Origin of the sequence: Lutibacter sp. A80 (assembly GCF_022429645.1) — a bacterium.
GTDB lineage: Bacteria > Bacteroidota > Bacteroidia > Flavobacteriales > Flavobacteriaceae > Lutibacter.
The window spans coordinates 3,904,947-3,930,133 of sequence record NZ_CP092480.1 but is presented as its reverse complement, the minus strand read 5'-3'; the positions used below and the strand labels follow the sequence as shown (position 1 = coordinate 3,930,133).

The 25,187-nt window shown below is 28.0% G+C and carries 24 protein-coding genes; 5 read left to right on the top strand and 19 right to left on the bottom strand.

Annotated elements, in window-relative coordinates; translation table 11 throughout:
• Positions 1-165 precede the first annotated feature (165 nt).
• Complete coding sequence (locus tag MHL31_RS16230; protein WP_240227040.1) at positions 166-570, top strand: thioesterase family protein; 405 nt, start codon at positions 166-168, stop codon at positions 568-570.
• On the opposite strand, the gene MHL31_RS16225 is transcribed toward MHL31_RS16230, so the two are convergent.
• Entirely contained in the window at positions 560-1,177 is a 618-nt protein-coding gene (locus MHL31_RS16225) for a YigZ family protein (protein WP_240227039.1), read from the bottom strand. The genes MHL31_RS16230 and MHL31_RS16225 overlap by 11 nt on opposite strands.
• Positions 1,178-1,264: 87 nt before the next feature.
• Between MHL31_RS16225 and MHL31_RS16220 the strand changes: the two genes are divergently transcribed.
• On the top strand, positions 1,265-2,317 hold the full coding sequence (locus MHL31_RS16220) for an isoaspartyl peptidase/L-asparaginase family protein (protein ID WP_240227038.1): 1,053 nt from the start codon (positions 1,265-1,267) through the stop codon (positions 2,315-2,317).
• Between the two features lie 165 nt (positions 2,318-2,482).
• Here the strand turns inward: MHL31_RS16220 and MHL31_RS16215 are convergent, their stop codons facing one another.
• The 4 genes from MHL31_RS16215 to MHL31_RS16200 all read right to left on the bottom strand — a co-directional run bounded on the left by MHL31_RS16215 (position 2,483) and on the right by MHL31_RS16200 (position 6,141).
• Positions 2,483-3,655, bottom strand: a complete 1,173-nt coding sequence (locus MHL31_RS16215; RefSeq protein WP_240227037.1) for an AMP-binding protein — start codon at positions 3,653-3,655, stop codon at positions 2,483-2,485.
• Between the two features lie 37 nt (positions 3,656-3,692).
• Positions 3,693-4,622: a CPBP family intramembrane glutamic endopeptidase gene (locus tag MHL31_RS16210; RefSeq protein ID WP_240227036.1), complete on the bottom strand. Its 930-nt coding sequence runs from the start codon at positions 4,620-4,622 to the stop codon at positions 3,693-3,695.
• 17 nt (positions 4,623-4,639) lie between these two features.
• Entirely contained in the window at positions 4,640-5,674 is a 1,035-nt protein-coding gene (locus tag MHL31_RS16205; RefSeq protein WP_240227035.1) for an o-succinylbenzoate synthase, read from the bottom strand.
• A 98-nt stretch (positions 5,675-5,772) separates the two neighbouring features.
• Positions 5,773-6,141: a TM2 domain-containing protein gene (locus tag MHL31_RS16200; RefSeq protein WP_240227034.1), complete on the bottom strand. Its 369-nt coding sequence runs from the start codon at positions 6,139-6,141 to the stop codon at positions 5,773-5,775.
• A gap of 39 nt (positions 6,142-6,180) precedes the next feature.
• Between MHL31_RS16200 and MHL31_RS16195 the strand changes: the two genes are divergently transcribed.
• Complete coding sequence (locus MHL31_RS16195; protein ID WP_240227033.1) at positions 6,181-7,065, top strand: hypothetical protein; 885 nt, start codon at positions 6,181-6,183, stop codon at positions 7,063-7,065.
• Here the strand turns inward: MHL31_RS16195 and MHL31_RS16190 are convergent.
• From MHL31_RS16190 to MHL31_RS16135, 12 genes are all read right to left on the bottom strand, one after another.
• On the bottom strand, positions 7,062-7,286 hold the full coding sequence (locus MHL31_RS16190) for a hypothetical protein (protein ID WP_240227032.1): 225 nt from the start codon (positions 7,284-7,286) through the stop codon (positions 7,062-7,064). The two genes, MHL31_RS16195 and MHL31_RS16190, sit on opposite strands and share 4 nt — an antisense overlap.
• Before the next feature lie 20 nt (positions 7,287-7,306).
• The gene (locus MHL31_RS16185) at positions 7,307-7,987 is read right to left on the bottom strand and encodes a metal-dependent hydrolase (RefSeq protein ID WP_240227031.1); all 681 of its coding nucleotides are present in this window, start codon (positions 7,985-7,987) and stop codon (positions 7,307-7,309) included.
• A 121-nt stretch (positions 7,988-8,108) separates the two neighbouring features.
• Entirely contained in the window at positions 8,109-10,373 is a 2,265-nt protein-coding gene (locus tag MHL31_RS16180) for a TonB-dependent receptor domain-containing protein (RefSeq protein ID WP_240227030.1), read from the bottom strand.
• Between the two features lie 197 nt (positions 10,374-10,570).
• The gene (locus tag MHL31_RS16175; RefSeq protein WP_240227029.1) at positions 10,571-10,954 is read right to left on the bottom strand and encodes a hypothetical protein; all 384 of its coding nucleotides are present in this window, start codon (positions 10,952-10,954) and stop codon (positions 10,571-10,573) included.
• A gap of 73 nt (positions 10,955-11,027) precedes the next feature.
• The gene (locus MHL31_RS16170) at positions 11,028-11,927 is read right to left on the bottom strand and encodes a 1,4-dihydroxy-2-naphthoate polyprenyltransferase (protein WP_240227028.1); all 900 of its coding nucleotides are present in this window, start codon (positions 11,925-11,927) and stop codon (positions 11,028-11,030) included.
• Complete coding sequence (locus MHL31_RS16165; protein ID WP_240227027.1) at positions 11,918-13,402, bottom strand: PH domain-containing protein; 1,485 nt, start codon at positions 13,400-13,402, stop codon at positions 11,918-11,920. The genes MHL31_RS16170 and MHL31_RS16165 overlap by 10 nt, the downstream gene beginning before the upstream one ends.
• Complete coding sequence (locus MHL31_RS16160) at positions 13,395-13,901, bottom strand: PH domain-containing protein (protein ID WP_240227026.1); 507 nt, start codon at positions 13,899-13,901, stop codon at positions 13,395-13,397. Before MHL31_RS16160 ends, MHL31_RS16165 begins: the two co-directional genes overlap by 8 nt.
• 19 nt (positions 13,902-13,920) lie before the next feature.
• The gene (locus MHL31_RS16155) at positions 13,921-14,700 is read right to left on the bottom strand and encodes a (Fe-S)-binding protein (protein ID WP_240227025.1); all 780 of its coding nucleotides are present in this window, start codon (positions 14,698-14,700) and stop codon (positions 13,921-13,923) included.
• Positions 14,701-14,718: 18 nt separating this feature from the next.
• Positions 14,719-15,165 carry a phosphoheptose isomerase gene (locus MHL31_RS16150; protein ID WP_240227024.1) on the bottom strand — a complete coding sequence of 149 codons (447 nt, stop codon included), beginning with the start codon at positions 15,163-15,165 and terminating at the stop codon, positions 14,719-14,721.
• 30 nt (positions 15,166-15,195) lie between these two features.
• On the bottom strand, positions 15,196-16,500 hold the full coding sequence (locus MHL31_RS16145) for a (Fe-S)-binding protein (protein ID WP_240227023.1): 1,305 nt from the start codon (positions 16,498-16,500) through the stop codon (positions 15,196-15,198).
• Between the two features lie 305 nt (positions 16,501-16,805).
• The gene (locus MHL31_RS16140; RefSeq protein ID WP_240227022.1) at positions 16,806-17,759 is read right to left on the bottom strand and encodes an MlaD family protein; all 954 of its coding nucleotides are present in this window, start codon (positions 17,757-17,759) and stop codon (positions 16,806-16,808) included.
• 59 nt (positions 17,760-17,818) lie between these two features.
• Positions 17,819-18,943, bottom strand: a complete 1,125-nt coding sequence (locus tag MHL31_RS16135; protein ID WP_240227021.1) for an N-acetylmuramoyl-L-alanine amidase — start codon at positions 18,941-18,943, stop codon at positions 17,819-17,821.
• 200 nt (positions 18,944-19,143) lie between these two features.
• Between MHL31_RS16135 and MHL31_RS16130 the strand changes: the two genes are divergently transcribed.
• Positions 19,144-21,792 (top strand): putative LPS assembly protein LptD, encoded by a 2,649-nt coding sequence (locus MHL31_RS16130; protein ID WP_240227020.1) that lies wholly within the window; start codon positions 19,144-19,146, stop codon positions 21,790-21,792.
• Positions 21,793-21,843: 51 nt separating this feature from the next.
• Positions 21,844-22,224, top strand: coding sequence for a RidA family protein (locus tag MHL31_RS16125; RefSeq protein ID WP_240227019.1), 381 nt, complete (start codon positions 21,844-21,846; stop codon positions 22,222-22,224).
• 31 nt (positions 22,225-22,255) lie between these two features.
• Here MHL31_RS16125 and MHL31_RS16120 read toward each other — a convergent pair whose 3' ends face one another.
• Together MHL31_RS16120 and MHL31_RS16115 are read right to left on the bottom strand one after the other, a co-directional pair.
• Positions 22,256-24,919: a carboxypeptidase-like regulatory domain-containing protein gene (locus MHL31_RS16120; protein ID WP_240227018.1), complete on the bottom strand. Its 2,664-nt coding sequence runs from the start codon at positions 24,917-24,919 to the stop codon at positions 22,256-22,258.
• A 1-nt stretch (position 24,920) separates the two neighbouring features.
• Positions 24,921-25,136, bottom strand: a complete 216-nt coding sequence (locus MHL31_RS16115) for a hypothetical protein (protein WP_240227017.1) — start codon at positions 25,134-25,136, stop codon at positions 24,921-24,923.
• Positions 25,137-25,187: the final 51 nt, after the last annotated feature.

Genomic DNA, 25,187 nt, shown 5'->3' with positions numbered 1-25,187 from the left:
CCTATTTTAAGTACTATTTGTGGTTAATCTGTTGCAATTTTAGAGCGAACTCTACTTATTTTTTGGTTGTACAAAAATGTGAATATTTTTTAGCATAAAAAAATAAAACATCTATTGATTATTAACTTTTTTTTACGTAAATAACCTTTTTATAAATATACAATAATGATTTCAGATAAAATAGAATTTAGAGTAAGATATGGTGAAACAGATCAAATGAGTTATGCCTACCATGGAAATTATGCAGCTTATTTTGAAATGGGACGTACCGAATGGCTTAGAAAACTGGGCGTATCATACAAACAAATGGAAAAAGATGGTATTATGTTACCTGTAATAAATTTAAATACATTTTATTTAAAACCCGCAAAATATGATGATGTTTTAACGCTAAAAACAACTTTAGCTAAAATGCCAACAGCTAGAATTGAATTTAAATTTGAAATAACAAATAATAAAAATGAATTGTTAACAACTGCAACTGCTGTTTTAGTTTTTGTAAATATGAAAACAAATAGACCTACTCGTATTCCTAAATACTTATTAGATAAAATAAACTCTATGGTGTAACTTCTTTAATTTTTAAACAACGTAAATCTAAAAACAATTGTTGCACTTTAGATGCATTCTTTTTTCTAACAGAAATTAGAAAATCGCAATTCAACTCCATTTTTTGATTTATTATTGAAAGGTTTTGCTCTTTAACAATCCGCATAACCTTATTCATATCTTTATATTCAAAAATAAGTTGATAAAAAACATCTATCGTTTTTTTTACAATTACAGCTTCTTCTAAAATTAATTTAGCTGTAGTTTTATAAGCACTAATTAAACCTCCAACACCTAGTTTAGTACCCCCAAAATAGCGTACAATTACAACTAAAACATTGGTAAGGTCTTTAGATAAAATTTGTCCATAAATAGGTTGTCCTGCCGAATTATTGGGCTCTCCATCATCATTAGCTCTATAACTAACCTCTTCAATACCAATTTGCCAAGCATAACACCAATGCCGAGCTGCATGGTGTTTTTTCTTTAACTCATCAATATGTTTTTTTGCATCTTCTTCAGAAATAATTGGATAAACATAACCAATAAATTTACTCCCTTTTTCTTTATAAAGAGCATCTCCAACAGCAACTTCAATAGTTTTGTATGTATCTTTTTCTAAATCCATAAGTATTTTGAACTACAAATATATCAAAAGCATTTTTCTAATTTTAAATTTTAAAATGAATATATTTGAATATAAAATCATAGACTTATGAAAAACCTACCTTTAGCATTACTTCTAATAATTTCAATTATTTCTTGCAACGAAAAAACTTCTGATAAAAATATTGAAGCTACAAAAGATCCTAACAGTTTTGCAATTGTAATTCACGGAGGTGCTGGCGGAATAAAACCTGAATATTTTACAAAAGCTCAGCAAGAAGCTTACACGCAAAAATTAGAAGAGGCTTTAAATGCAGGATATACAGTTTTAGATAATGGAGGAATTTCGTTAGACGCTATACAAGCAGCAATTAATATTATGGAAGACTCTCCATTGTTTAACGCAGGCAAAGGAGCCGTTTATAACAGCGATGGCAATCAAGAAATGGATGCCGCTATTATGGATGGAAATACTTTAAATGCAGGAGCTGTTGCTGGAATTAACCATATTAAAAATCCAATATTAGCAGCACGTATAGTTATGGATAGCTCTAAACATGTATTGCTTTCTGGAAAAGGAGCTGAAATTATGGCTAAAAAATACGGTATTGAAATGGTTGATAGTTCCTATTTTTTTACTGAAAAAAGAATGAATCAATTGAAGAAATTACAAGGAAAAACTACAACAACACTCGACCATACTGCTTTCTTAATTAAAAATGAATTAATAGATGACCATAAATATGGAACTGTTGGCGCAGTAGCAATTGATAAAAATGGAAACATTGCAGCAGGAACCTCAACTGGTGGAATGACTAATAAAAAATACGGGCGTATTGGTGATGTACCTATTATTGGAGCAGGAACTTATGCCAATAACTTAACCTGTGGAATTTCAGCAACAGGTACTGGTGAATACTTTATTAGAACTGTTGCAGCACACGAGGTATCGAACTTAATTAAATTTAAAAAATTCTCTCCAGACAACGCTTTAAACGAAGTTTTATTCAATCAAATTGGACCACTTGGTGGTGAAGGCGGAATGATTTTAATAGATAAACATGGGGATGTTTATTGGGATTTCAATTCGTCTGGAATGTTTAGAGGCTATAAAAAATCAAATGGTGAAAGTAAAATTGCAATGTTTGAAAAAATGAAATAAAAAATTAGATAAAAAGTAAATACATAAAACAAGAATAGTAACTTCGATAAAATGGACTCCTGCCTACTCAGGAAAGACAATGTTGTATAAAAAAACAAAATTTCAGATCCTAAAGTAGTGAAATTCAACATGATGAGATTCTGAAATAAATTCAGCATGACGATATTATTGCATTTCAAGTAATTTTAAAGTTGCTGGTCTATTTATTTTTCCTGTGGGAGTTTTCACAAAATTTTCAACTAAATAAATTTCTTTAGGAATTTCATATTTTGAAAGTGTTTTTAATGCTTTTATTTTTTGGAAAAGTGAACTTTTTAACTTTTCAACTTTCAAACTTTTAGACGCTACTACCACAACCAATTTTTCACCCAAAATAGCATCTGAAAGTCCAGCTAAAAAAAATGGCTCTGAAATTATTTCCGTCAATTTTTCTTCTATTTGCTCTGGAATTAATTTTATTCCTCCAGAATTTATAACAGTATCAAAACGTCCTAACCATTTAAAGGAATTTTCAGAAATTAGCTCCACTAAATCGTTTGTAACTATTACTTCATCAGATACTTTTGGAGCTTCAATAACCAAACAACCTCTTTTATCTGTTGAAATTTTAATGTTTGGGAGTGTATTATAGAAAGAATCCGAAACAAGTTCAGCAGAACGAAGCTTTTCCTCTTTCTCGGTTTCATAAACAATCGTATTTTTTGGTAATGTATTATGATGAGATTTCTCGACTGCGCTCGAAATGACATTTAAATTATTCAATTTTTTAACGGCAATATGTGTTATGGTTTCCGTCATACCATAGGTTCCAAAAACATCCGTTTTTATATGTTTAATTTTAGCTAATAATTCGTTTGAAACAACTCCTCCACCAACAATTAGCTTTTTAATTTTATAAATTTCATCTAAAGAATTATTTAACTGCAGTGGTACCATTGCCGAAAAATCATAATTTTTTTCAATAGATTTTAATGGATTAGAACTTGGAATTACAACATCTATATGCCAACCTAAAATTAGCGCTCTTACCAACATCATCTTTCCTGCAATATAATTAGGAGACATGCATAAAAGTGCTTCTGTGTTTTCTTCTAAATCAAAAAAATTGCCTGTTGCTTTTGCACTATTTATCATATAGTTTTTTTGAAGTTGAATAACTTTTGGCGTTCCTGTTGAACCAGAAGTTTTTACTTCAACATAACTACTTTTATTAAACCATTCTTTAAAAAACGAATACACTTCAATTGAAATTGATTTTGAAAAATCTAATAAAGCTTCAATAGAATTAAAAGATGTATCTTGAAGTTTAAAGCTTTTATGAAAATGCTGTTCACTCATTTTTAACGAATATTACTTTACCAATGCTTAATTAAAATTATATAATAATTTCTTCTTCATTTAACTCAACAGGTTGGCTAATTGTACCAAATAATTTTTCGTTCCAATTTGTCCAACCATATTTTTTTGAAAAAATAAAAAGCACTAATGGATACAACACAAATACTGGTAAAAACATTAAAAAATTTAAAGAAGGCTCCGAAACATCAATTAACAAAGCATCTGTTTGAAAAACTGCCCAATTAGAACTTACCAGCACTGCTGCTACAATATTATTTGCTGCATGAAAACCTAAAGCCAATTCTGTTCCTTCATCCATTAAAGTAAAAATTCCTAAAACCAAACCTGTACCAATGTAATATATCATAATAATCCACCCTAGTTTTTCAACTTCAGGATTTAAACCATGTAATAAACCAAAAATTACCGATGTTAAAATTAAAGCTACAAACGATTTTTTAAACCAAACACCAAAAGCTTGCATTAAGTAGCCCCTAAACAACAACTCTTCTAAACTTGTTTGAATTGGTAAAAAAACTATTGAAATTAAAACTAATACAAGAAATTTAATAGGTTTAAAATTCCAAACATAATCGGTTGGTGACATATAATAATCAACACCTATTAGTAATACACCTATGGCAAACCAAATAAAAAAAGCGTAAAAAAACCGATTCCAATCTACTGTTTTTCTTGATGTAATTATCGTTTTTATTTTACGCTTATGCAATTTAGTAACAAATAAAAACAACAGTACTAATAAAAATAAAAATGGTACTAAATTTGCAAAAAAGTCTAAATTACTCGGTTCTTTTTGCTCCATTTCTTGATACATAATGTCCAATAATTCAGGAAACAATAAATAAATAATAACATTCATTAAAAATGGAAAAGTAACAATTGCTATTGTTATTAAGTAAGCCCACCACGCGTTATTTCCTTTATATGCTTGTTGTAAAAATTTCATTTTAATTTTAATTTTAGTTATAAATTAACCTTCCAATTTTTAGTTAAATTGTAATGCAAATGTCCGTTTTTAACTTCTAACGGACTGTTAAAATTATTAGTAAATAAACTCCCTGTACCTAAACCTTGAGGTATTTTACTATTTAGAGTAAATGTCCATTGCGCTATTGCATTTAACCCAATATTACTTTCTAACGCAGAAGTTATCCACCAACCAATTTGCTGTTTTTCTGCTAATTGTATCCATTGCTCACTCCCTTTAAAGCCACCTACTAAACTCGGTTTTAAAATTATATATTGTGGATTAATTATTTGTAGCAATTCTTGCTTTTTAGTTACATTAAAAACACCTATTAATTCTTCATCTAAAGCAATTGGCAATGGTGTTTTTAAACATAATTCTGCCATTTCATTAATTTGACCTTGTTTAATTGGTTGTTCAATTGAATGAATTTCAAATTCAGAAAGGTATTTTAATTTTTCTAAAGCTTCTTTTGGTTTAAATGCGCCATTAGCATCAACCCTTAATTCTATTTCTTTTGAAGAAAAATCTTTACGAATTCTTTTTAACAAAGACAGTTCTGTTTCAAAATCAATAGCTCCTATTTTCATTTTTATTGTTGAAAATCCTGCTTTTAATTTGTCTTCAATTTGTTGTTTCATAAAAGTTTCACTTCCCATCCAAATTAAACCATTAATATTTATAGCTTCTTTAGTTTCTGTAAATTTAGAAGGAAATAATTGAAACGTATTTTCACTTTTTAATGATAAAAAAGCTTGTTCTAAACCAAATTGAATAGAAGGGAATTCTATTAATTCGGCTAATAATTCATCACTATTTTTATTAATATTTTTACAAAGCCAGTTTAGTTTTTCTTCATAATCTGGTCTATCATCTATACTTAAACCTCTAAATAAACCACATTCTCCAAAACCAATTTTATCTTTATCTACTAATTTTAAAAAAAAAGTTTCCTTCGTTTTTAAAATCCCTCTAGATGTGCCACTAGCCTGTTTAAAATTTAAAATATATTTATGGTAAGTTGCTTTCATTACTTAAGTAAAATTGTAAATTACAAATATTTAAAATAATTATTTATAAAAAAAGAGAAGCTAGTTGCTTCTCTTTTTTTTATAAAATTTGCTAATTTCTAAAAGAAATCTGCTTTATAGCTTCCATTATGTGGTTGATAATCACCAGTAATAATTCTAATCATATCAATTACCCACCATACTCCAAAACCTCCTAATGTTACTATAAAAAGCACATTAATATACCAAGGGTTTCCTAAATACCATTTATGCCCTGCTAAACCACCTAAAAAGATACCTAATAACAATGCTATTCCTTGACTTTTTTGAGAACTTGCAGCAGCTGGTGATACTAATGCCTCTGAACTTGAATCGTTTGAAATTTCTGTCGCATTTGTTGTAACAGTTCTTTTAACAGGAAAAGAAGCATAGCTAAAACTTGTAACTAATAATAGAGCTACTAAAGATAAAATAATTTTTAATTTCATAACTTTTAATTTTAAATTTGTGCTCAAATCTAATGAAAAATGTTTAAAAAAAACAGCCACTTTATTGTTATTTTAACCTTTTTGCTTGTTAGCAAAATCATTTTTGCACAGCAAGAACAAGAATATTTAGGCGTTATAAAACTAAATGACTCATCTTTTATATCTTACCAATTAAATTTGGTAGAAAACGATAACTTTATTTCTGGTTATTCAATTACCGATATTGGCGGCGAGCACGAAACTAAATCAAACATAGTTGGTGAATATAATTCAAAAAACAATTTACTTTCGTTTAAAGAAGTAGGAATTATTTATACTAAATCTGAAGTTTCTGATTACGATTTTTGCTATATAAATTTTAATGGGAAAATGAAAACCCTAAATTCTAAAAAAAATATTGAGGGTAAATTTGTAGGGCTTTATAATGATGGGACTAACTGTATAAATGGTGAAATTAAACTAAGAAACATTCAAAAAATAGAGAAGAAAGCTAAAAAAATTGATAAACTAATTAAAAAATCAAAACACGTAGAAGAATCTATTAAGTCTAGCGTAAGTGTTACACAAACTTTAGATTCCTTAAAAATGAATATTTTAAAACCCAACCAAAATTTAACCATGTTTTCAACTTCTTCGCAACTTAATTTAAACATTTATGATGCTGGTAAAATTGATGGTGATAAAATTAATATTTATGTTAATGGTGCTATTTTTCTTAGAAACTATGTAGTTGATAAAGACATAAAAAAGTTAATAATTCCTTTAAATTCAGAATCAACTACAATTGATGTTTTAGCTATAAACACAGGTACAATATCTCCAAACACTGCTAAAATAGAAATTATTGATCAAGAGAACACTATTAATACTTTAACACGTTTAAAAACAGGGGAAAAAACTTCTATTACCGTTATAAAAAATTAATTACTATTCTTTTTTAGAAGAAATAAACCTCCTCCTAATAACACAACGGCCAGTCCAACATAAACATAACCGAGCTCTTTTTCTGAATTGTTAGATAAATCAACTTGTAGATCTAAAACTTCAATTGATGTTGAATTTTCGCTTACTTTATTAAGACCAAAGTAACCTACACCCAAACTTAAAACAATTAAAAAAATTCCAATAATTTTACGAGTACCCATATTTGTATATTACAATTAGTTTAAATTTTTAAATTACCACCTATTGGCAATAAATACAACTCTTTTTTAGCCTTGGCAAACTTCTCAAACGCTTCTTTATGGTCTATTTTAATATATCCAAACGTATCAAAATGAACACCTAAAACTTTACTGCAATTTAAAAATGAACTTGCTTTAATCGCTTCTTTTATACCCATTGTAAAATTATCTCCAACTGGTAAAATTGCTAAATCTAGTTCTCCAATAGTATCTGGAATTAATTTCATATCGTAGGTTAAAGCAGTATCTCCAGAAATATACAATCTATGATTCTGTGTTTCTATTACAAACCCTCCTGGCTGTCCTCCATAAGTTCCATCAGGAAAAGAACTGGAATGTATAGCATTTGTATAATATACAGTTCCAAAATCAAAAGTCCATTTTCCACCATGATTCATCGGGTGACCCTGAATTCCTTTAGCTTCAAAATACGAAACAATTTCAAAATTAGAAATTACTTTTGCTCCGGTTCTTTTTGCTATTGCTTCAACATCTAAAATATGATCTTGATGCGCATGCGTAACTAAAATATAATCTGCTTGTAATTTATTTATATCTATTTCTTTTGCTAATTCATTACCTGTAATAAACGGGTCAACTAACAAGGTTTTATCTTTGGTTTCTATACTTAAAGTTGCGTGTCCTAAATAAGTAATCTTCATAATATTTATGTTTTAGTGGTTACTGCAATTTAATGAATTTTATTCAAAAAAAAGAACCACAAAAAAATTAATTTTGTGGTTCAAAACAAATAAAAAGTATCTAATACTATTATAAAAATAGTTAAAATTGATATTTAATATAGCTTGTAAAATTTCTACCCGGTTCATAAATTTTACCTGAAAGTACATTTGAATTTTGGTACGAAAAGTTTAAATGTTCATAATAACTTTTATCAAAAATATTTAACACAGCAAAGCCAATTGAAACATTTTCAAAAGGACTGTAACCTGCTCTAAAATCAAGTGTTCCAAAACCTGGAGTTTCTTCTTCCATAAAAGTTGTAGAAATACGATCTTGACCTCCTACCAATCTAGAACTAAGTGCCATCCAATATTTTTCGGCTTCATATTTTGCTCCTAAATTTGCCATAAATGGTGGAATATGAGCCAAAGGCTCGTCAAAATCTTTATTTTCGCCCTGAGTATAAGAAATATTAGAAGTAAAAGTTACCCTTTCTGATGCCTTTACATTAAACGTAAATTCCACACCTGTTTGAGACGCTTTATCTAAATTAATAAATTGTTTAGCCGTTACAGGTGGTACTGTTGACATAAATTTTCTTGGAATTGAAGTATTTACTATGGCTGAAATATAATTTTTTAAGAAAGAGTGAAATACAGAAGCTCCAATTTGAATAGTTTCAAAGTTTTTTAAAAAAGATAGTTCTATTTGATTGTTAATTTCTGGTTTTAAATTTGGGTTTCCAACATATTCATAAGGATCTACACCTACATTAAAATGATTTATATAACGTTCTATCATAGAAGCTGTTCTAACACCTCTACCAATTGCCAATTGTGTTTGAAATCCGTTTTTTCTATACTTAATTGAAGCATTTGCACTTATATTTACTTCTGTTTCATCTTCAATATTTCCGCCATACAATGCTTCAAAATCTGAAGCTGGATCATCTAATGAAGTTGAAATAAAATCAGCCCTAATTCCTGTTGTAATACTTGTATAATTTGAAATTTTATAATTTCCTTCAGCAAAAACACCAATATCATTCAAACTTGCATCTTGCCAAATTTTATCCACAAAGGTTTTTGGAGTTGCCAACGTAGTACCATTCATTACTTTTACAATACGTGTTCTATCTCCTGCTCTTTCAATTAAATTTGCATCTACCCCTGTATAAATTATGGTATTTTTAGAAGGCGACAAAATCAATTCTATTTTACCACCTGTTGTCCAAGCTTCTACTGGCGAACTAGCTTCTGTGGTAGCAAAACTAGGACGTCCTTCATTGGTCATTAAATGATCTACATACGAATGAAATACTTTTACGGAAAAGCTCGTTATTTTTTCTGAAATCTGATTTATTTTATAATCAATTCCTGCTAAAAAACTATCGTCATAAGGTGAATCCATTGGTAATCCAGCATGACTTATATCGCTACCAAAAGATTGTCTCCAACTAAATTTTAAGCGTTGTTTTTCAGTTGGATTAATTCCTACTTTTAATGAATAGTCTGTTGTTTTAAATGAAGCTGGAACTTTTGTTCCATTCCCATCTTTATAATCTCCAAAATCTCTATAAGAGCCATTTAAGTATAAATCAAACTTATCTGTTACATACAATGCAGATGCACCAGTAACTAAATTATTTCCATTAGATTCATACCCTCCTTCAACACTTCCATGGAATCCCTGTTGCCCTTTAATTGGATTTTTAGAAACTAAATTAATTACGCCTCCAAAATTTTGACCAAAACGCACAGTAAAAGGTCCTTTTATAATTTCTATTTTTTCAATTTCTTCAGGAATTACGTGTGTTGTTATTGGATCCATTCTATTTGGACAAGCGTTTAACACTTTCATACCTCCATCATATTGAATATTCAATTGTTCGTATTTAAAAGACCTAAATACTGGTTCTGAGGCATAAGCTCCTTTCTTTGTAATTCCAAATCCATTGATTTCTTTAAATAAATGCCCTACACTTCTAGGCTGACTAATTCTTTTTTCAGTATCATTTATAACAGTTGATTGGGATATATTTTGCAATGGATTAGCGGCCACCAATATTTCATTTAACTCAATTTGAGCTATTTGTAACTTTATAAGCATTGGATTACTCAATATAATAATCTCTGGTTTGTAACTTATATGAGTAACTTCTAATTTATCTCCAATTTCAGCATTTACAGTAAATTCACCTGCTTTATTTGTTAATGTAGCTGTATTAGTTTTTAATACTTTTACCGTTGCAAATTCAATTGGATTTCCAGTTTTTTCATCAACTATTGTTCCTGAAACTTTTGAAGTTTGAGCAAAAGAAAACGTTGATATCAATACAATAATTAATAATATTTTATTTTTCATTATTATTTTAAATAAGTTTTTTTTATCATAAATTTTACCATAACAAACTCAATACAAATAATTTAAATATTATTTATAACAAGCTATTACAATAAATACATTTAGTATATAAAGCCATATTAAAAACTAACTTATAAATGCCATTATTAATAATATAACACCTATGTATTAGTTTTTATTAGTTAAAGTTTGTGAAATTAGCCCAATACTTGTGGTGGTTTAAAATCCGATTTAAAAAAATCTTGTGAAGAAATATAAATACAATAGTTAGTAATAGTAAGCAGTTGTTTTTGCTGAATAAATTGATAGGTAAATTGATCTAAAGTTGTTATCGGATAATCATCAAAATTAATTTGAGGTACAGTAGATTTATGATCGTGGTTTGTATGGTTTACTTCCTTAAGTTGCTTTTTTAAATAACATTTACCGTTACACTCTAAATAAGGCTTGTCTTTATTTTCACAAAGTTCCGCTGCAATATAATCGTAATTGGCATAATAATTTATTATTGGCATAACTGGGCGTATCATAGCCAATAAATAAAGTAAATAAAAAAATATACCTAAAAACTGATTTTTCATATAATTAAACAGTGAAAGGCAAATATATCTTATCTATCTTGTAGCTTCTGTAATAATTATTACTCATAATTAATTACACTATTAAACCTATTCCAAATAATAAAGAAAATATAAATGTAGTAATTGCCAATTTTTTTAATTCTGGATCTAATAATTTTGGACTTCTATTTCTGTAAACTACTTTAAAATGCTTTATAATTGGAAAAAGTGTTAATAAAAATAAAAATTGAAAAGGCGATTTATAATGTATAATTGAATATAATATTGCGAATAAATAAGGAATAACTAATAAATAATAATGATAATATTTTGCATAATCACTCCCCATTTTCACCACCAATGTGCGTTTTCCAGATTTAATATCTGAAGCTCTATCTCTCATGTTATTTAGATTTAGCACACCAATACTTAATGAACCAATAGAAATAGCAGGTAATAAAATTGTAATATTTAATTCTTTCGAATACAAATAGTAACTACCAATTACACTAAGCAAACCAAAAAATAAAAAAACAAACAAATCTCCAAATCCACTATAACCATAAGCTTTTTTACCTACTGTATATTTAATAGCAGCAACAATACTAAGCAAACCTAATATAAAAAAGATAAATAAATTTAAAAAATCTTCTTTTCCAAATGCCCTATAAATTAAATAAACAGCAATTATAAAAGTAATTATTACAGATATTTTAATAGCATTTAGCATTTGATTTGGACTAATTGCTCCACTTTGTATGGCACGTTCTGGTCCTATTCTATCTTTATTATCAGTTCCTTTAACACCATCTCCATAATCGTTTGCAAAATTTGAAATAATTTGAAACCCTGTAGTTGTTAACAGAGCTAACACACATATTTCCCAATTAAAAACTCCTTTAGATGCAGCTATAAAACTTCCTACAATTATTCCTGAAACCGATAAGGGTAAAGTTCTTAAACGCGCTGCTTCAATATAACTTTTTACATCCATTTTTCTACTGATGTTTCTGATTTATACAATATAAAATTATACATTTCTATGGCTTTATTAGTTTTTATACAAGGCAATATAATTTTACCAGAAGCTGTTTGTAAAACCAAATTTACCACGTCTTTTCTTTTTTGAAAAACAGTTTGTTTCATTTTAATATTTTGTAATTTAAAATGCTCAAAATATGTAGTTTTAGTCGCAATTTGACCAGAACCAATAACTAACATATCATTATTAAAACTATAATAACTTTTCTTATATTTTAGCAAAACTAAGATTATAAAAAATGGTATAAACACTATATTTACAAAAATTAAACTGCTTGAAATTAATACAAACACTCCATTTAACAGTATTAATAATAAAAAGTATCTAAAAAATAACTGCGTTTTATAATAGGTATCTGGTTTTTGTTTTTCGTAATTACTGAAATCTGTATTTAGAAAAAGTATTTTTTTTAACACTTCAATATGCGCTTGATTAAAACCAACTACTTTAATTATTTTTTTATAATTTACCTTACCACTTACAGCCTGCTTAAAAATTACATTATAGATACCTAATTTTTGTTGTATTGGATTTGTAGCAACTTCAATACTTTGCACCTTTTGCTTTTTTAAAATATTATTATGCTTCGTAATTAAACCTTGATCTATTTCTAATCTATTATTTTCAATAGATACTTGCAGGTTAAAATGACGAATAAATGTAGTTACAAAAGAAATTAGTACAGATATTATAAAGCTAAAAACAAGTAAAAAAAGCATCAAAAATAAATCTCCAAGTAAAGAATTAGCGTTTTCTTCTAAAATAGCATCAAATTTTTGATCTAATTCTAAAGTTTCTAAAAAATCTTTTACTTGTACATATCCTGAAAAAATAAAAGCAAATAACAATGCTAAACTTTTAAAATGATTTTCTGAAATACTAATTTTAAACAAATCTTTAACCGAAATTTTATGAAGTATTTCTTTAGAAGGTTCATTTTTTTCAACGGCTATAACTTCTTGCATTTTAGAAAACAAGGCTTGTTTTAAAGCTTCTGCTTTTTCTCTAGAAAGTGCTTTTATAGATATTTCAACAGTTTTTGCTCCAGCTGTTTCAATTTCTACTTGAGTAACATTAATTATTTGTTGAATAAAATTTTGTTTGAAATTTATATGTTGAATTTTTTCAAAAGGTACAGATACATTTGATTTGTTTAAAATTCCTTGTTTTAAAATAAAAGCATTGTCTTTTATCTTGAATTTAAAGTTTAAATACACTAAAACAGCGCGTATTAAAATGTATACAAGTATAGCTAAAACTATTAAAACAATTTTTGTTAGGTTTAATTCTGAAGTATCTTTTGTAAGTATTATTGGGATTAATACCCAAGAAGATTTTAATGATTTGTATAAAATTATAAAATAATTTACAACAATTCCTTTAGACGATTGTCTTGAAAATTCAGAAAAATCGAATGTATTATTCATTTATAAAATGGGTAATAAATTCTTTTATCTTTTTTGCTTCTTCTTTTGGAAGCCCATTTATTTTTAAATCACCTCCGCTTTCTCCTGCAGTAAATATTTTAATTGAAGCTAACTTAAACAACCTAGAAAAAGGTTTTTCTTCCAATTCAACATGCTGAATTCTAGCAAAAGGAACTGTAGTTATCGATTGTACAATTACCCCTTTTTTATATGAAATATCTTGTGCTCTAACCGCATATTTTCTCTTATAAAAACCAAGTACTAAAAAAAATAGAAATATACCTAAAATAAGTATTAGCACAAGGTAAAAATAAGGTGTGTATTCAGGTATTTGAGTTGCTAGATTTTTAGTAATTAAAAAGTACAACCCAACAAAAAGTACAATTGTTACACTACTAAAATTTAGAAGTAAAACTCTTAAATATTTTTTATCAATTGCTTTAAAATCTAATTTAGAAATATCTGGTAATTGAGAAGTAACCTCTATGTTTTTAAACATTTACAAAACTATTAGCGTATTATAAATCTTTTGCATTTGCAATTAATTCTGCAATGTCTAACACATCAATTTCAGATTCTTTATTTGTTGCTTTAACTCCATCTGTCATCATAGTATTACAAAACGGGCAACCAGTTGCTATAATATCTGGTTTTGCTTCAATTGCTTCCTCGGTACGCTCTACATTAATGTCTTTTGCCCCTTTTTCTGGTTCCTTAAACATTTGAGCACCTCCAGCACCACAACACAAACCATTGGTTTTGCAACGTTTCATTTCAACCAATTCAACATCTAATTTTTGAATTAATTCTCTTGGAGCTTCATAAACATCATTTGCACGACCCAAATAACAAGGGTCGTGAAATGTTATTTTTTTTCCTTTAAATTGTCCTCCTTCAATAGTAAGTCTACCATCATCGAGCAACGATTTTAATAATTCTGTATGGTGTACAACTTCGTAATTTCCGCCAAGTTGAGGGTACTCATTTTTAAGTGTATTAAAACAATGCGGACAAGCAGTTACTATTTTTTTAATTTCGTAGGCATTTAAAACTTCAATATTAGTCATAGCCTGCATTTGAAATAAAAACTCGTTTCCTGCTCTTTTAGCTGGATCACCTGTACAACTTTCTTCGGTACCTAAAACAGCAAATTCAACATTGGCTTTGTTTAAAATTTTAACAAATGCTTTTGTAATTTTTTTTGCTCTATCATCAAAACTTCCTGCACACCCAACCCAGAACAATACTTCTGGTTGTTTGCCTTGTGCCATCATTTCTGCCATTGTTGGTACGTTCATATCAATATATTTTAATTTTTATTCGTGCTGACCGTCATCAAAAACTTCAATAGTTACTTCTTTCTCTACTAAATCTGTAAATTGACCTCTGTAACGAGTTGCTTTTACTAAGTGATTGTCTATCCAATGGTAATTTCCACCTCTAGGTTTTCCCATTAATAAACTATGGTATTTAAACCCGTGTTTATTTAACCAATTTTCTGTAACTTCTCTGTGTTCTTCTGTTCTTGATGTAAAAAAACAAATAATATGTCCTTCACCATGCCATCTATTTAATGTTGCCAATGCATCTGGAAAAGGTATACAAGTAGCCATTCTTTCTGGCTCTTCATTTGGAACATCTTCAGTTACTGTTCCATCAATATCAATTAAATAATTTTTAACTCCTTCAGGCAAAATAGGACTAATATGTAGTCCATCTTCAACTTTATCATTTAGTAGTTTTTCAACTTCCTCTTTTTTCATTTTGTGTGTCTTTTAATTTTTATAGTTATGTTATTCATCTTTCCAATTTAATCTATCCATTTGGTTGTATTGCCATGGCGCTCCATTGTTTTCTATATTAGTCATCATCATATTTAACTCTTGTGAAGCTGCAGATTTTTCCATTACCAAATATCTACGTAAATCAATAATTATTGATAATGGATCAATATTTACAGGACATTCTTCTACACAAGCATTACAACTTGTACAAGCCCAAATTTCTTCAGGTGTTATAAAATCGTTTAATAATTGTTTACCATCATCTACAAATTCACCATTTTTAGTAATATTTTCGCCTACTTCTTCTAATCTATCACGAGTTTTCATCATAATAGCTCTAGGTGAAAGTTCTTTTCCTGTAATGTTTGCAGGACAAGATGATGTACATCTACCACATTCTGTACAAGTATATGCATTTAATAATTGCACCCAATTTAAATCTGTAACATCGCTGGCTCCAAATTTTTCTGGAACTTCATCTTCACTACCTTCCGGTGCTGCTGCAAATGGATCTACATTTGGATCTAGCATCATTTTAACCTCATTGGTTACTGCTTCTAAATTATTAAATTGTCCTTTCGGATTTAAATTAGCAAAATATGTATTTGGAAATGCTAATAAAATATGAAGGTGCTTAGAGTAGTATAGATAATTTAAGAATACTAAAATACCAGCAATATGCAACCACCAAGCGGTACGTTCTATATAGAATAATGTTCCTGCATTAAAATTTTCGAAAATTGGGACCAAAAATTGACTGATCGGATTACCTGCATCTGCTTGCTGAAATGGTACATCTGTAGCATTCATTATTAAAAATAATGACATTAACACCATTTCAAAATATAAAATGTAAAGTGCATCATTTTTTGGAAAGCCTTTCATTTCTTTATTCCAAAAACGAGGAATTTTTAACACCATTCTTCGAATCCAAAAAACGCAAACCGATACAAATACTAACAGTGCTAAAATTTCAAATGAAGCGATTAAGAAACTATAAAATCCACCCAAAAAAGACAATACTCTATGGGTTCCAAAAAGTCCGTCTATAAGTATTTCAATTACTTCAATATTAATAATTAGAAAGCCTACATATACTATAATGTGAAGAATCCCTGCAATTGGACGTTTTACCATTTTAGATTGTCCTAAAGCAATCATTGCCATATTTTTCCAACGAGCAGCTGAATTATCAGACCTATTTACCTGTTTACCAAGTTGTATATTTCTAATAAGTTTTTTTATATTTTTAACAAAAAAACCAACTCCTATAAAAAGAAGTATTGCAAATGCTATGTTGTCAATATAATTCATACTTTCTTTATTTACTGATATTTCTAAATAATTTGATTAGAACTATCTTTAAGTGAAAGTGCTAATTTAAGTAATAAGTTGGTTTATTACTAACACAAAAAATTTCAATAAATCAATTTTAATAACTCTTTACTATTATTCCTAAAACTTTTATAAGCTTAAAAACGTACAATTTAGAATTATTTAAAGGTTTCTCATATTTATTAGTATATTTTTTTACAAAAAAAATAATTATGTAAAATTAAATACACTTTTTCTTTTTTATTTAAAGTAATTCTGTGGGTTTTAATTAAAACAGGTTGTTATTATTTTTTTTCTTCTGGAGTATAACCTTTATCTTTTTTTCCAAATAGTGAAAAATGAACAAATCGTTTAGGATGTAATTTCATTTCTCTCAATAATTCTTCCAATTCTTTTGAAGCATTGGTTAAATTAGCATACATTTCTTCATCGGTTAATAGTTTACCTAAAGTACCATCTCCGTTTTCTAAACCTGCTAATACATTATTTAAATTAGCTACTGTATTTTCAATATTTTTTATTGTAAGTCCTAAATTAGCATTTACTAAAGTATCTGAAAGCTTTGCTAAATTATCGGTCATTAGCGTAGCATTATCTAATGTTTTGGTTAATTTTTCGTCATTATTAATAATTAACTTATTTACATTAGCTGAAGCATGTTTAAAATTAGTAACCGTAGTATTTAATTCTAAAATACTAGATTTTAAACTTTCCCTACTTTTAACATCTAAAACATCTGTTAAGCCAGTCATTAAAGAGTCTGCACTTTTAATTACACTTTCTATTTTGGCTTGTAATGGGTTTAATTTTTCACTAACTGATGAAAATAAATCTGATTCTATTTCTCCTTTTAAAAAATCTCCAGGAAGCGCTGTTTCACCTTCATAAGAAGGCACAATAGCAAGAGATTTCCCTCCCATTAAGCTAGCACTATAAATTTTTGCGATACTATTTTTCGAAAATTCGAAATCATTTTCAACACTAAATTCAACAATTAAATTCCCTCTTTTTTCTTCGTCTTTATTAAATTTAATATCCACAACTTTTCCAACATCTACACCATTTATTGTAACCACACTTGCAGTATTTAAACCTTGGACATTATTATATTCAGTAAAATACGTTTTTACAGGACCATCAAATAAATTAAGTCCTTTTAAATAATTATAACCCCATATAAATAATACAATTACAAATACAGATATAACTCCTGTTTTTAATTCTCTGGTAATTTTCAAAATAATATAAATTTTAAGGCAATATTACTAATAATTTTTGTGAGTAAATGGCTAAAATACTACGATTTTTTTAAAACTTCATCAACTGAAATTTTTTCACCATTTTTAAAAGCAACTATAAATGCAGTTTTAAACCCTTTAGATTGGGCTGTTTTTTTAAATTTTTCTATTTCAGAATAATTAGATGTATTTCCATAATAGTATTTATAACTACTTCCAACTTTGATCCTTTCTACATTTTTAAGACCTTTAAAATTGTACGATTTTGTTTCTAATTTTCTACCTGCAGCAATTTGAACTTTAAATTCTACGTTTGTATATATATTCTGAGTATTTGTTGTTTTTACTTCCTCAATTTCGTTTATAGAAGTACTTTGCACTGTATTAAGAGTTAATTGATTTATATAATTTATAACTCCATTGTATATAGCTTTGGAAAATTTTTGTTGTCCTAATTTTGAATTTAAAAACAATGCTTCTTTGGCATTTGTTAAAAAACCTGTTTCTATTAAAATACTTGGCATATAGGTTTGGTGTAAAACAACAAAACCAGCTTGCTTTACTCCTCTATTCTTTCTTTTCAGTTTTACTGTAAATTCATCTTGAATTATACTTGCCAATTGTATACTTTGATCTAAATATTCTTCCTGCATTAATGTAAGCCCAATAATAGACTCTGGAGAATTTGGATTAAACCCTTTATATATCACCTTATAATTATCCTCAAATTCTATTACCGAGTTTTCGGCTTTTGCTACTTCAAAATTTTGTTTATTAGCATGCGTTCCTAACACCCAAGTTTCGGCTCCATAAGCATTTGAATTATGCGCATTACAATGTATAGAAACAAACAAATCTGCATTCGATTTATTTGCAATTTTACCACGATCTTTTAAACCAATAAAAACATCTTTTTTTCTTGTGTAAACTACTTTAATATTTTCTTTTTCTTCTAATAATTTACCTACCTGAAGTACTAATTTTAAAGCAATATCTTTTTCTTTAATATTTTTATAACCAACTTTTCCAGGATCTTCTCCTCCATGACCAGCATCTAACACAACAATAAATTCGTTTTTTTGTGCAAAAACAGTAGTAATATTAAAAAGAATGCTACAAGAAAATACGAAAAGCCCTAAGATTTTCGTTGATATTTTAATTTTAGAAAAGAGTAGTGAGTTCATCAATAATTTTAATTATTTTTGGCAACTGTTATTTGGTGATACAATTATTGAGCCATACATTTACAAACATTAAAAAAATGTGTTGAAAGCCTAAAAGCTAAATTAAAAAAACTTAAGCTACCAACCCAATTTAAATAGTATTATTACAAAAATAATAAGTTATTAAAACGAATATAAACAAATTTTATTTTTTATTAGTATTGATAATTGCAATAAGCTCTATCAATACAGCTGTTTATTCTCAAGAAAATAAACTGAGTTCTTCTGATACCATACCAGTAATAAAAAAAGACACTTTATTAAATTTAAAAGCAACTGACACTTTATTAAACAGTAAACAATTAGATTCTGTTGCTTTAAAAGCTAAAGATTCTATTAAAAAACCTGTTGAATTACTTGAAAATATTATAGATCATAGTGCAGATAGTTTAATAAAACAAGATGTATTAAACAATAAAATTATTTTATATGACAATGCATATATTAAATATGGCGATATTGAACTAAACGCTGGCTATATTGAAATTGATAACAATACAAGCTCTGTAACCGCTAAAGGAATTAAAGATAGTGTTGGGGTATATTCTCAACTTCCTGTTTTTAAACAAGGTGGACAAGAATCTACACAAGACACTATTATTTTTAATTTTAAAAGTGAAAAAGCTAAAATCTGGAATTTAAAAACAGAACAACAAGGTGTTATTATTTTAGGAGAAGTAAGTAAAAAACATAATGATTCTGTTGTATTTATTGAAAATATAAAACTTACAACATCCGATAAAGAAAATCCGGATTATTATATAAAAATTAAAAAAGCTAAATTTATTCAAGACAAAAAACTAGTTGCAAGCACAGCACAACTGGTTTTAGCAGATGTACCAACACCCGTAGTATTGCCTTTTGCATACATTCCATTAACTAAAGGAAGAACTTCTGGTTTTTTAATGCCAACTTGGGGTGAAAACAATACACAAGGTTATTTTTTACAAAATGGTGGATATTATTTTGTTATAAACGATAATTTTGATTTGGCGCTTTTAGGAGATATCTATACCAATGGAAGTTGGGGAATGCGTGCAGAATCTAGTTATGCTAAACGCTATAAATATTCTGGAAATTTTAATTTCCAATATGAAAATTTAATAAACAGTTTAAAAGGCTTTGATGATTATTCTAAAGCAACAAATTATAATATTAGATGGAGCCACTCTCAAGATTCAAAAGCAAGTCCGAACTCACGGTTTTCAGCTTCTGTAAATATGGGTAGTAGTCAATATTTTAAACAATCTAATAATGAATACAATACAAACGCCTTTTTAAATAACAATTTAAGTTCTTCTATATCTTATTATAAAAACTTTGTAGGTGCACCGTTTAATGTGTCTTTATCTATGACACATTCTCAAAACACAAATACAGAGGAAATTACAATGACATTGCCTTCTTTGCAATTAAATATGGATAGAATTTATCCGTTTACAGGTAAAAATGGTGCAAAAAACAATGCCATACAAAAAATAGGGTTAACCTATTCTTTGAAAGGTGATAATAGAATTACAACTACCGACGAATTTTTCTTTAAAAAACAAATGTTTGACGACTCAAAGTCAGGTTTTCAACATAATCTTACAATGAATACCAATATGAAGGCGTTAAAATATTTCACTATTTCGCCTAGCATAACGTATAAAGATGTTTGGTATTTTGATAGGATAAGCAAAACATTTGACGATGTTCAAGACGCTGTGGTTACGGACACTATAAGTAGCTTTAGTAGATTTAATGATTATTCTGCTTCGGTTTCTTTAGGAACAACTTTTTATGGTATGTTTAAATTTAAAAAAGGAAATATTGAAGCTATAAGACATGTTGTTAGACCAAGTATTTCTTATAGTTACAAACCAGATTTTAGCGATACTTTTTATGAAAAAGTACAGCAAAATGCTGCAAATCCTGAAGAATTTTTAGAATATTCTCCTTTTTCTAACGGTATTTATGGAGGTCCAAGTTCTGGAATTTCTAATAGCTTAAACTTTACACTTAATAATAATTTAGAAGCTAAACTAAGAAAAAAAGATTCCACTGAAGGAGATGCAGAAAAAATTACTCTATTAAATAATTTAAACTTTTCTTCAAGTTATAATATGGCTGCAGATTCTTTAAAATGGAGTCCTGTTGGTGTAAATGCTGGAACTAAACTTTTTAAAGATAAATTAACATTAAATGTAAATGCAACATTAGACCCTTATGCTTTAGACATAAATGGAAATAAAATAAATACGTTTAACTACAATAACGGAGGTAGTTTATTTAGATTAACAAATGCTGGGCTTACTTTAAATTATTCTTTAGAAAGTAAAAAAGAAAAAGGAGACTCAGAACAAAATAAACAAAGTGAAAAAGCGGCCGCAAATAATTCCGACGGAGTGTTTGGAGAAAGCTTAACAACAACAAACCAACCAAATACAGACAATAATAATTCTTCTACCAAAGAAGCTGAACTATACGGATCTAAAATTCCTTGGACCCTAAAACTTGCTTATGCATTAAATTATTCTAATGCAACTAGACAAAAAGAAATCTCTTCTAACTCACTAATGTTTTCAGGTGACATAGAATTAACACCTAAATGGGGTGTCGGATTCTCCTCTGGTTACGATTTTAAAAATCAAGGATTTACCTACACACAACTTCGTTTTTCTAGAGATTTAGATAGTTGGAAACTTAATTTTAACTGGGTTCCGTTTGGAGATCGACAAACCTACTACTTTTTTATTGGTGTAAAATCTTCTATGTTAAGCGACTTAAAATACGATAAAAGACAAACACCAGACAAAGCGTTATTTTAGTAGAATAATAATTTACAAATAATTAATCTGTAAACGTTTAAAAATATAGATATGAAAAAAATAATTAACACACCAAATGCTCCTGCACCAATAGGTCCATATAACCAAGCAATTTTAACAGGAAATACCTTATACACTTCAGGTCAAATAGCTTTAAACCCACAAACTGGTGAATTAGTTTTAGACTCTATACAAAAAGAAACTACGCAAGTTATGGAAAACATAAAAGCTGTTTTAGAAGCTGCTGAAATGACTTTTGAAAATGTTATAAAAACTTCAATTTTTATTTCTGATATGAAAAATTTCACTGAAATAAATGAAGTTTATGGAAGTTATTTTAACTCAGAAACAGCTCCAGCACGCGAAACTGTGGAAGTTGCAAATTTACCCAAATATGTAAACGTAGAAATTTCTGTGATTGCTATAAAGTAATTACAAAAACAACTATTTTTAAAAAATTTCATTACAAATTATAACCAATAGAAAACATTACAATTCTTGGTAAAATATAGGTTTTAGAATCTGAAATTATATACGAAGAAAAACTGTTTTGCTGCTTGTATTTTACATTAAATAAATTTTGAGCATCTAGTTTAAAACTCCAAGCACTGTCTTCATTTTTATAAGAAAGTGTAGAATTTGCTATTTGATAGGTGTTTTTTTGATTAAATGTTTTGTTTTCGTAATTGTAATTTTCATATTCAAAAGAAAAAATAAATCCTTCTAAAAAGTCGTAATCAATATTTAAGTATGGTTGGTTCGTAATAAATTTTGAAGTTGAATTACTAGAAGTATAATTACCAATACTTTGTTCAAAACCTACTTCAATTGTTGGAAATTTATCAAACAACGTTTTTACTGAAAGTGTGTAACTATAATTGTTACTTTTATTGGTAACAAAAGCCTCATTTATGTTTTGAAGATAAGTTGAAGTTAACACTCTTGTATTAAGCCCGTATTTTAATTTCTTTATTTTTTTATCAATATTTAAATTAAAACTCCAGTTTTCTGAGGCATTGCTCACCAAAATTGGAGAAACAAATTGATCCGTATCTTCAAATTGAACTGCATTTTGAAGTCCTTTAACTTTTTTAGTATAATTTATTCCTCCAAACAACATTAAACCTCGGTACAAACTAAAACGGCTGTAATACATTCTTGCAGTATGATACAACTCATTCTCTAAATGTTCGTTTCCTTTGTACACCGAATTATACGACTGTAAATAAAACCGATTTGCCAATTTTGAAGCATCTGAAAAAGCACTTTTTAACTGATAATTTATTTTTATTTTTTTGGAATTACTAAACTTAATTTCTGCTGAAAAATCTGGTAACATTACTATTTTATTACTTTTTTTAGTTTGCTGCTGCTTTAAATTCCAATTATAATTATGCAAAAAAGCACCTTGTTTTAATTCAAAAATACCTGTTTTAAATTTATAATGAACGCCTAAAAATAAATCGTTTAACCTGTAGTCTAAATCGTTTCCAAAACCTGCGGAAGCAAAATTATTTGTAGTTCCATCTTGCAATTTCTGACTATCTTTTGTAAAAAAGGCTTCGTTGCTATATTTATTACCTAAAGTTGTATAAATATGGTTAAAATTATTTAACACCCAATAATGTTTAAAAACACTATGTATTGTAGTGTTTTGTATTTCTTTATGTTGATTTATACTATAATTTCCTGACTCCTCAACAGGAATTAAACCTTGTAAAATAGCATTGTTTGTTCCCCAAAGTGTGCTTGGGTTATTTTTATCGAAAGTAACATCTGCAGCAAAAGAAAACGTATGTTTATTCGACATTTTTTGATGCCATTCTATATTCTGATTTAAGTAAATTGCTTCCGCATTATTTTCTGAAAATATAGATCTGTCTTCATTTTCAATACGTGAAAGAATATTATTACTTTTTAAATTATCGGTTTTTTTAAATTGCGTTTTAAAATACCATTGTTGGTTTCTAGTAGGTGCATATTCTATATTAAATTTCCCAATCCCTAAAATATTTCTACTGTTTGAAGTGTTTTCTTTTTCTTCAGTAAATGCAGTATATTGATTTATATTTTCTGTTAACGTTTTATTTTTTGAATGTGAAAAAATTGCATAGCCAGAAATATCTAATTTACTATTTACAACATTAGTAATATTTAAAGCTCCAAATTTGTTGGAGCTAGTTACCAAATCTTGTGTTTCCATAAAGTTAGCAAAATCACTTGCTGAAACATTGTAAATGGAACCATCTCCTTTTAAAGCGGCACTAATACCTCCTTGAAAACTCATATAATCTCTAAACGTAAAAGTTTTTTCGCCAGTATTGTTTAAATTTCCTATAAAATTTACATTTGTTTTTGGGCTGTAATAAAACAAATTAGCGTGCGTCCTGTAAAAATCTTTAGTACCTTTTCCAGCTTCAATATCTCCAAAGGCAAATTGTTTTTTATCTTCTTTCAGCAAAATATTCATTGCCATTTCGTCTGTATCTGATACATTTTTTAAAAAAGCAATTTCGTTATAATTGTCTATAACTTGTATTTTATCAATGGCATTTGCAGGGATGTTTTCAACCGCTAATTTAGAACCACCACCAAAAAACTTTTTACCTTCTACCAATAAGGTAGTTACTTTTTTACCTTGTACTGTTACACCTCCATTTTTATCAACTTCAACACCTGGCAATTTTTTAAGTACATTTTTTAGTTTACGTTCTTCGCCTGTTACAAATTTATTTGTATTGTAGGTTATAGTATCTTCTTTAACGGTTACAGGTATTTCAATTACAACTTCTTGCAATTCGTTTGGTGCATCTTTTAAAACAATATGTTGTTGCGTATTTTCTGTTGCTGTAAACTTAAAACTAGCCATTTTAAAACCCATATAACTTACAGAAATAGTATAAACTTCATTTTTTGAGAGTTCTAATTTATACAAACCATCATTGTCCGTAATACTAAACTGTAAATTTTTAGAAACATCTGCTGGTTTTGCTAGTACGTTAGCATAACTTAATGGGTTTTGCAAGCTGTCTTTTACGCTACCTTTAAGAGTAATGGTTTGGGCGTTTGTAATACAAATACCAATTATAAAAAATAATGTAAATGATAAAACCTTTTTTTGAGGCATTCTAGTTTTTATTAAAGTCTGGAAAATAATTTTCAAGTAGTTTTTTGTACTCTTTTTCACTTATCTTTTCACCTCTAGTCGGCTCTTTTATAACATCAGATTTTTTGGATTTTTTTGTTTTTAAACTAATATTATAGAATACTTCCCCACTATATTTTTGCTGAGAGTGAATTAAAACAGAAAATAATAGAAAAATAAAAATCGATGTTTTTTTCATAGTTTTTTATTTAATTAAAATCTTTTTTAAGTCTACTTAATAAATTTACCA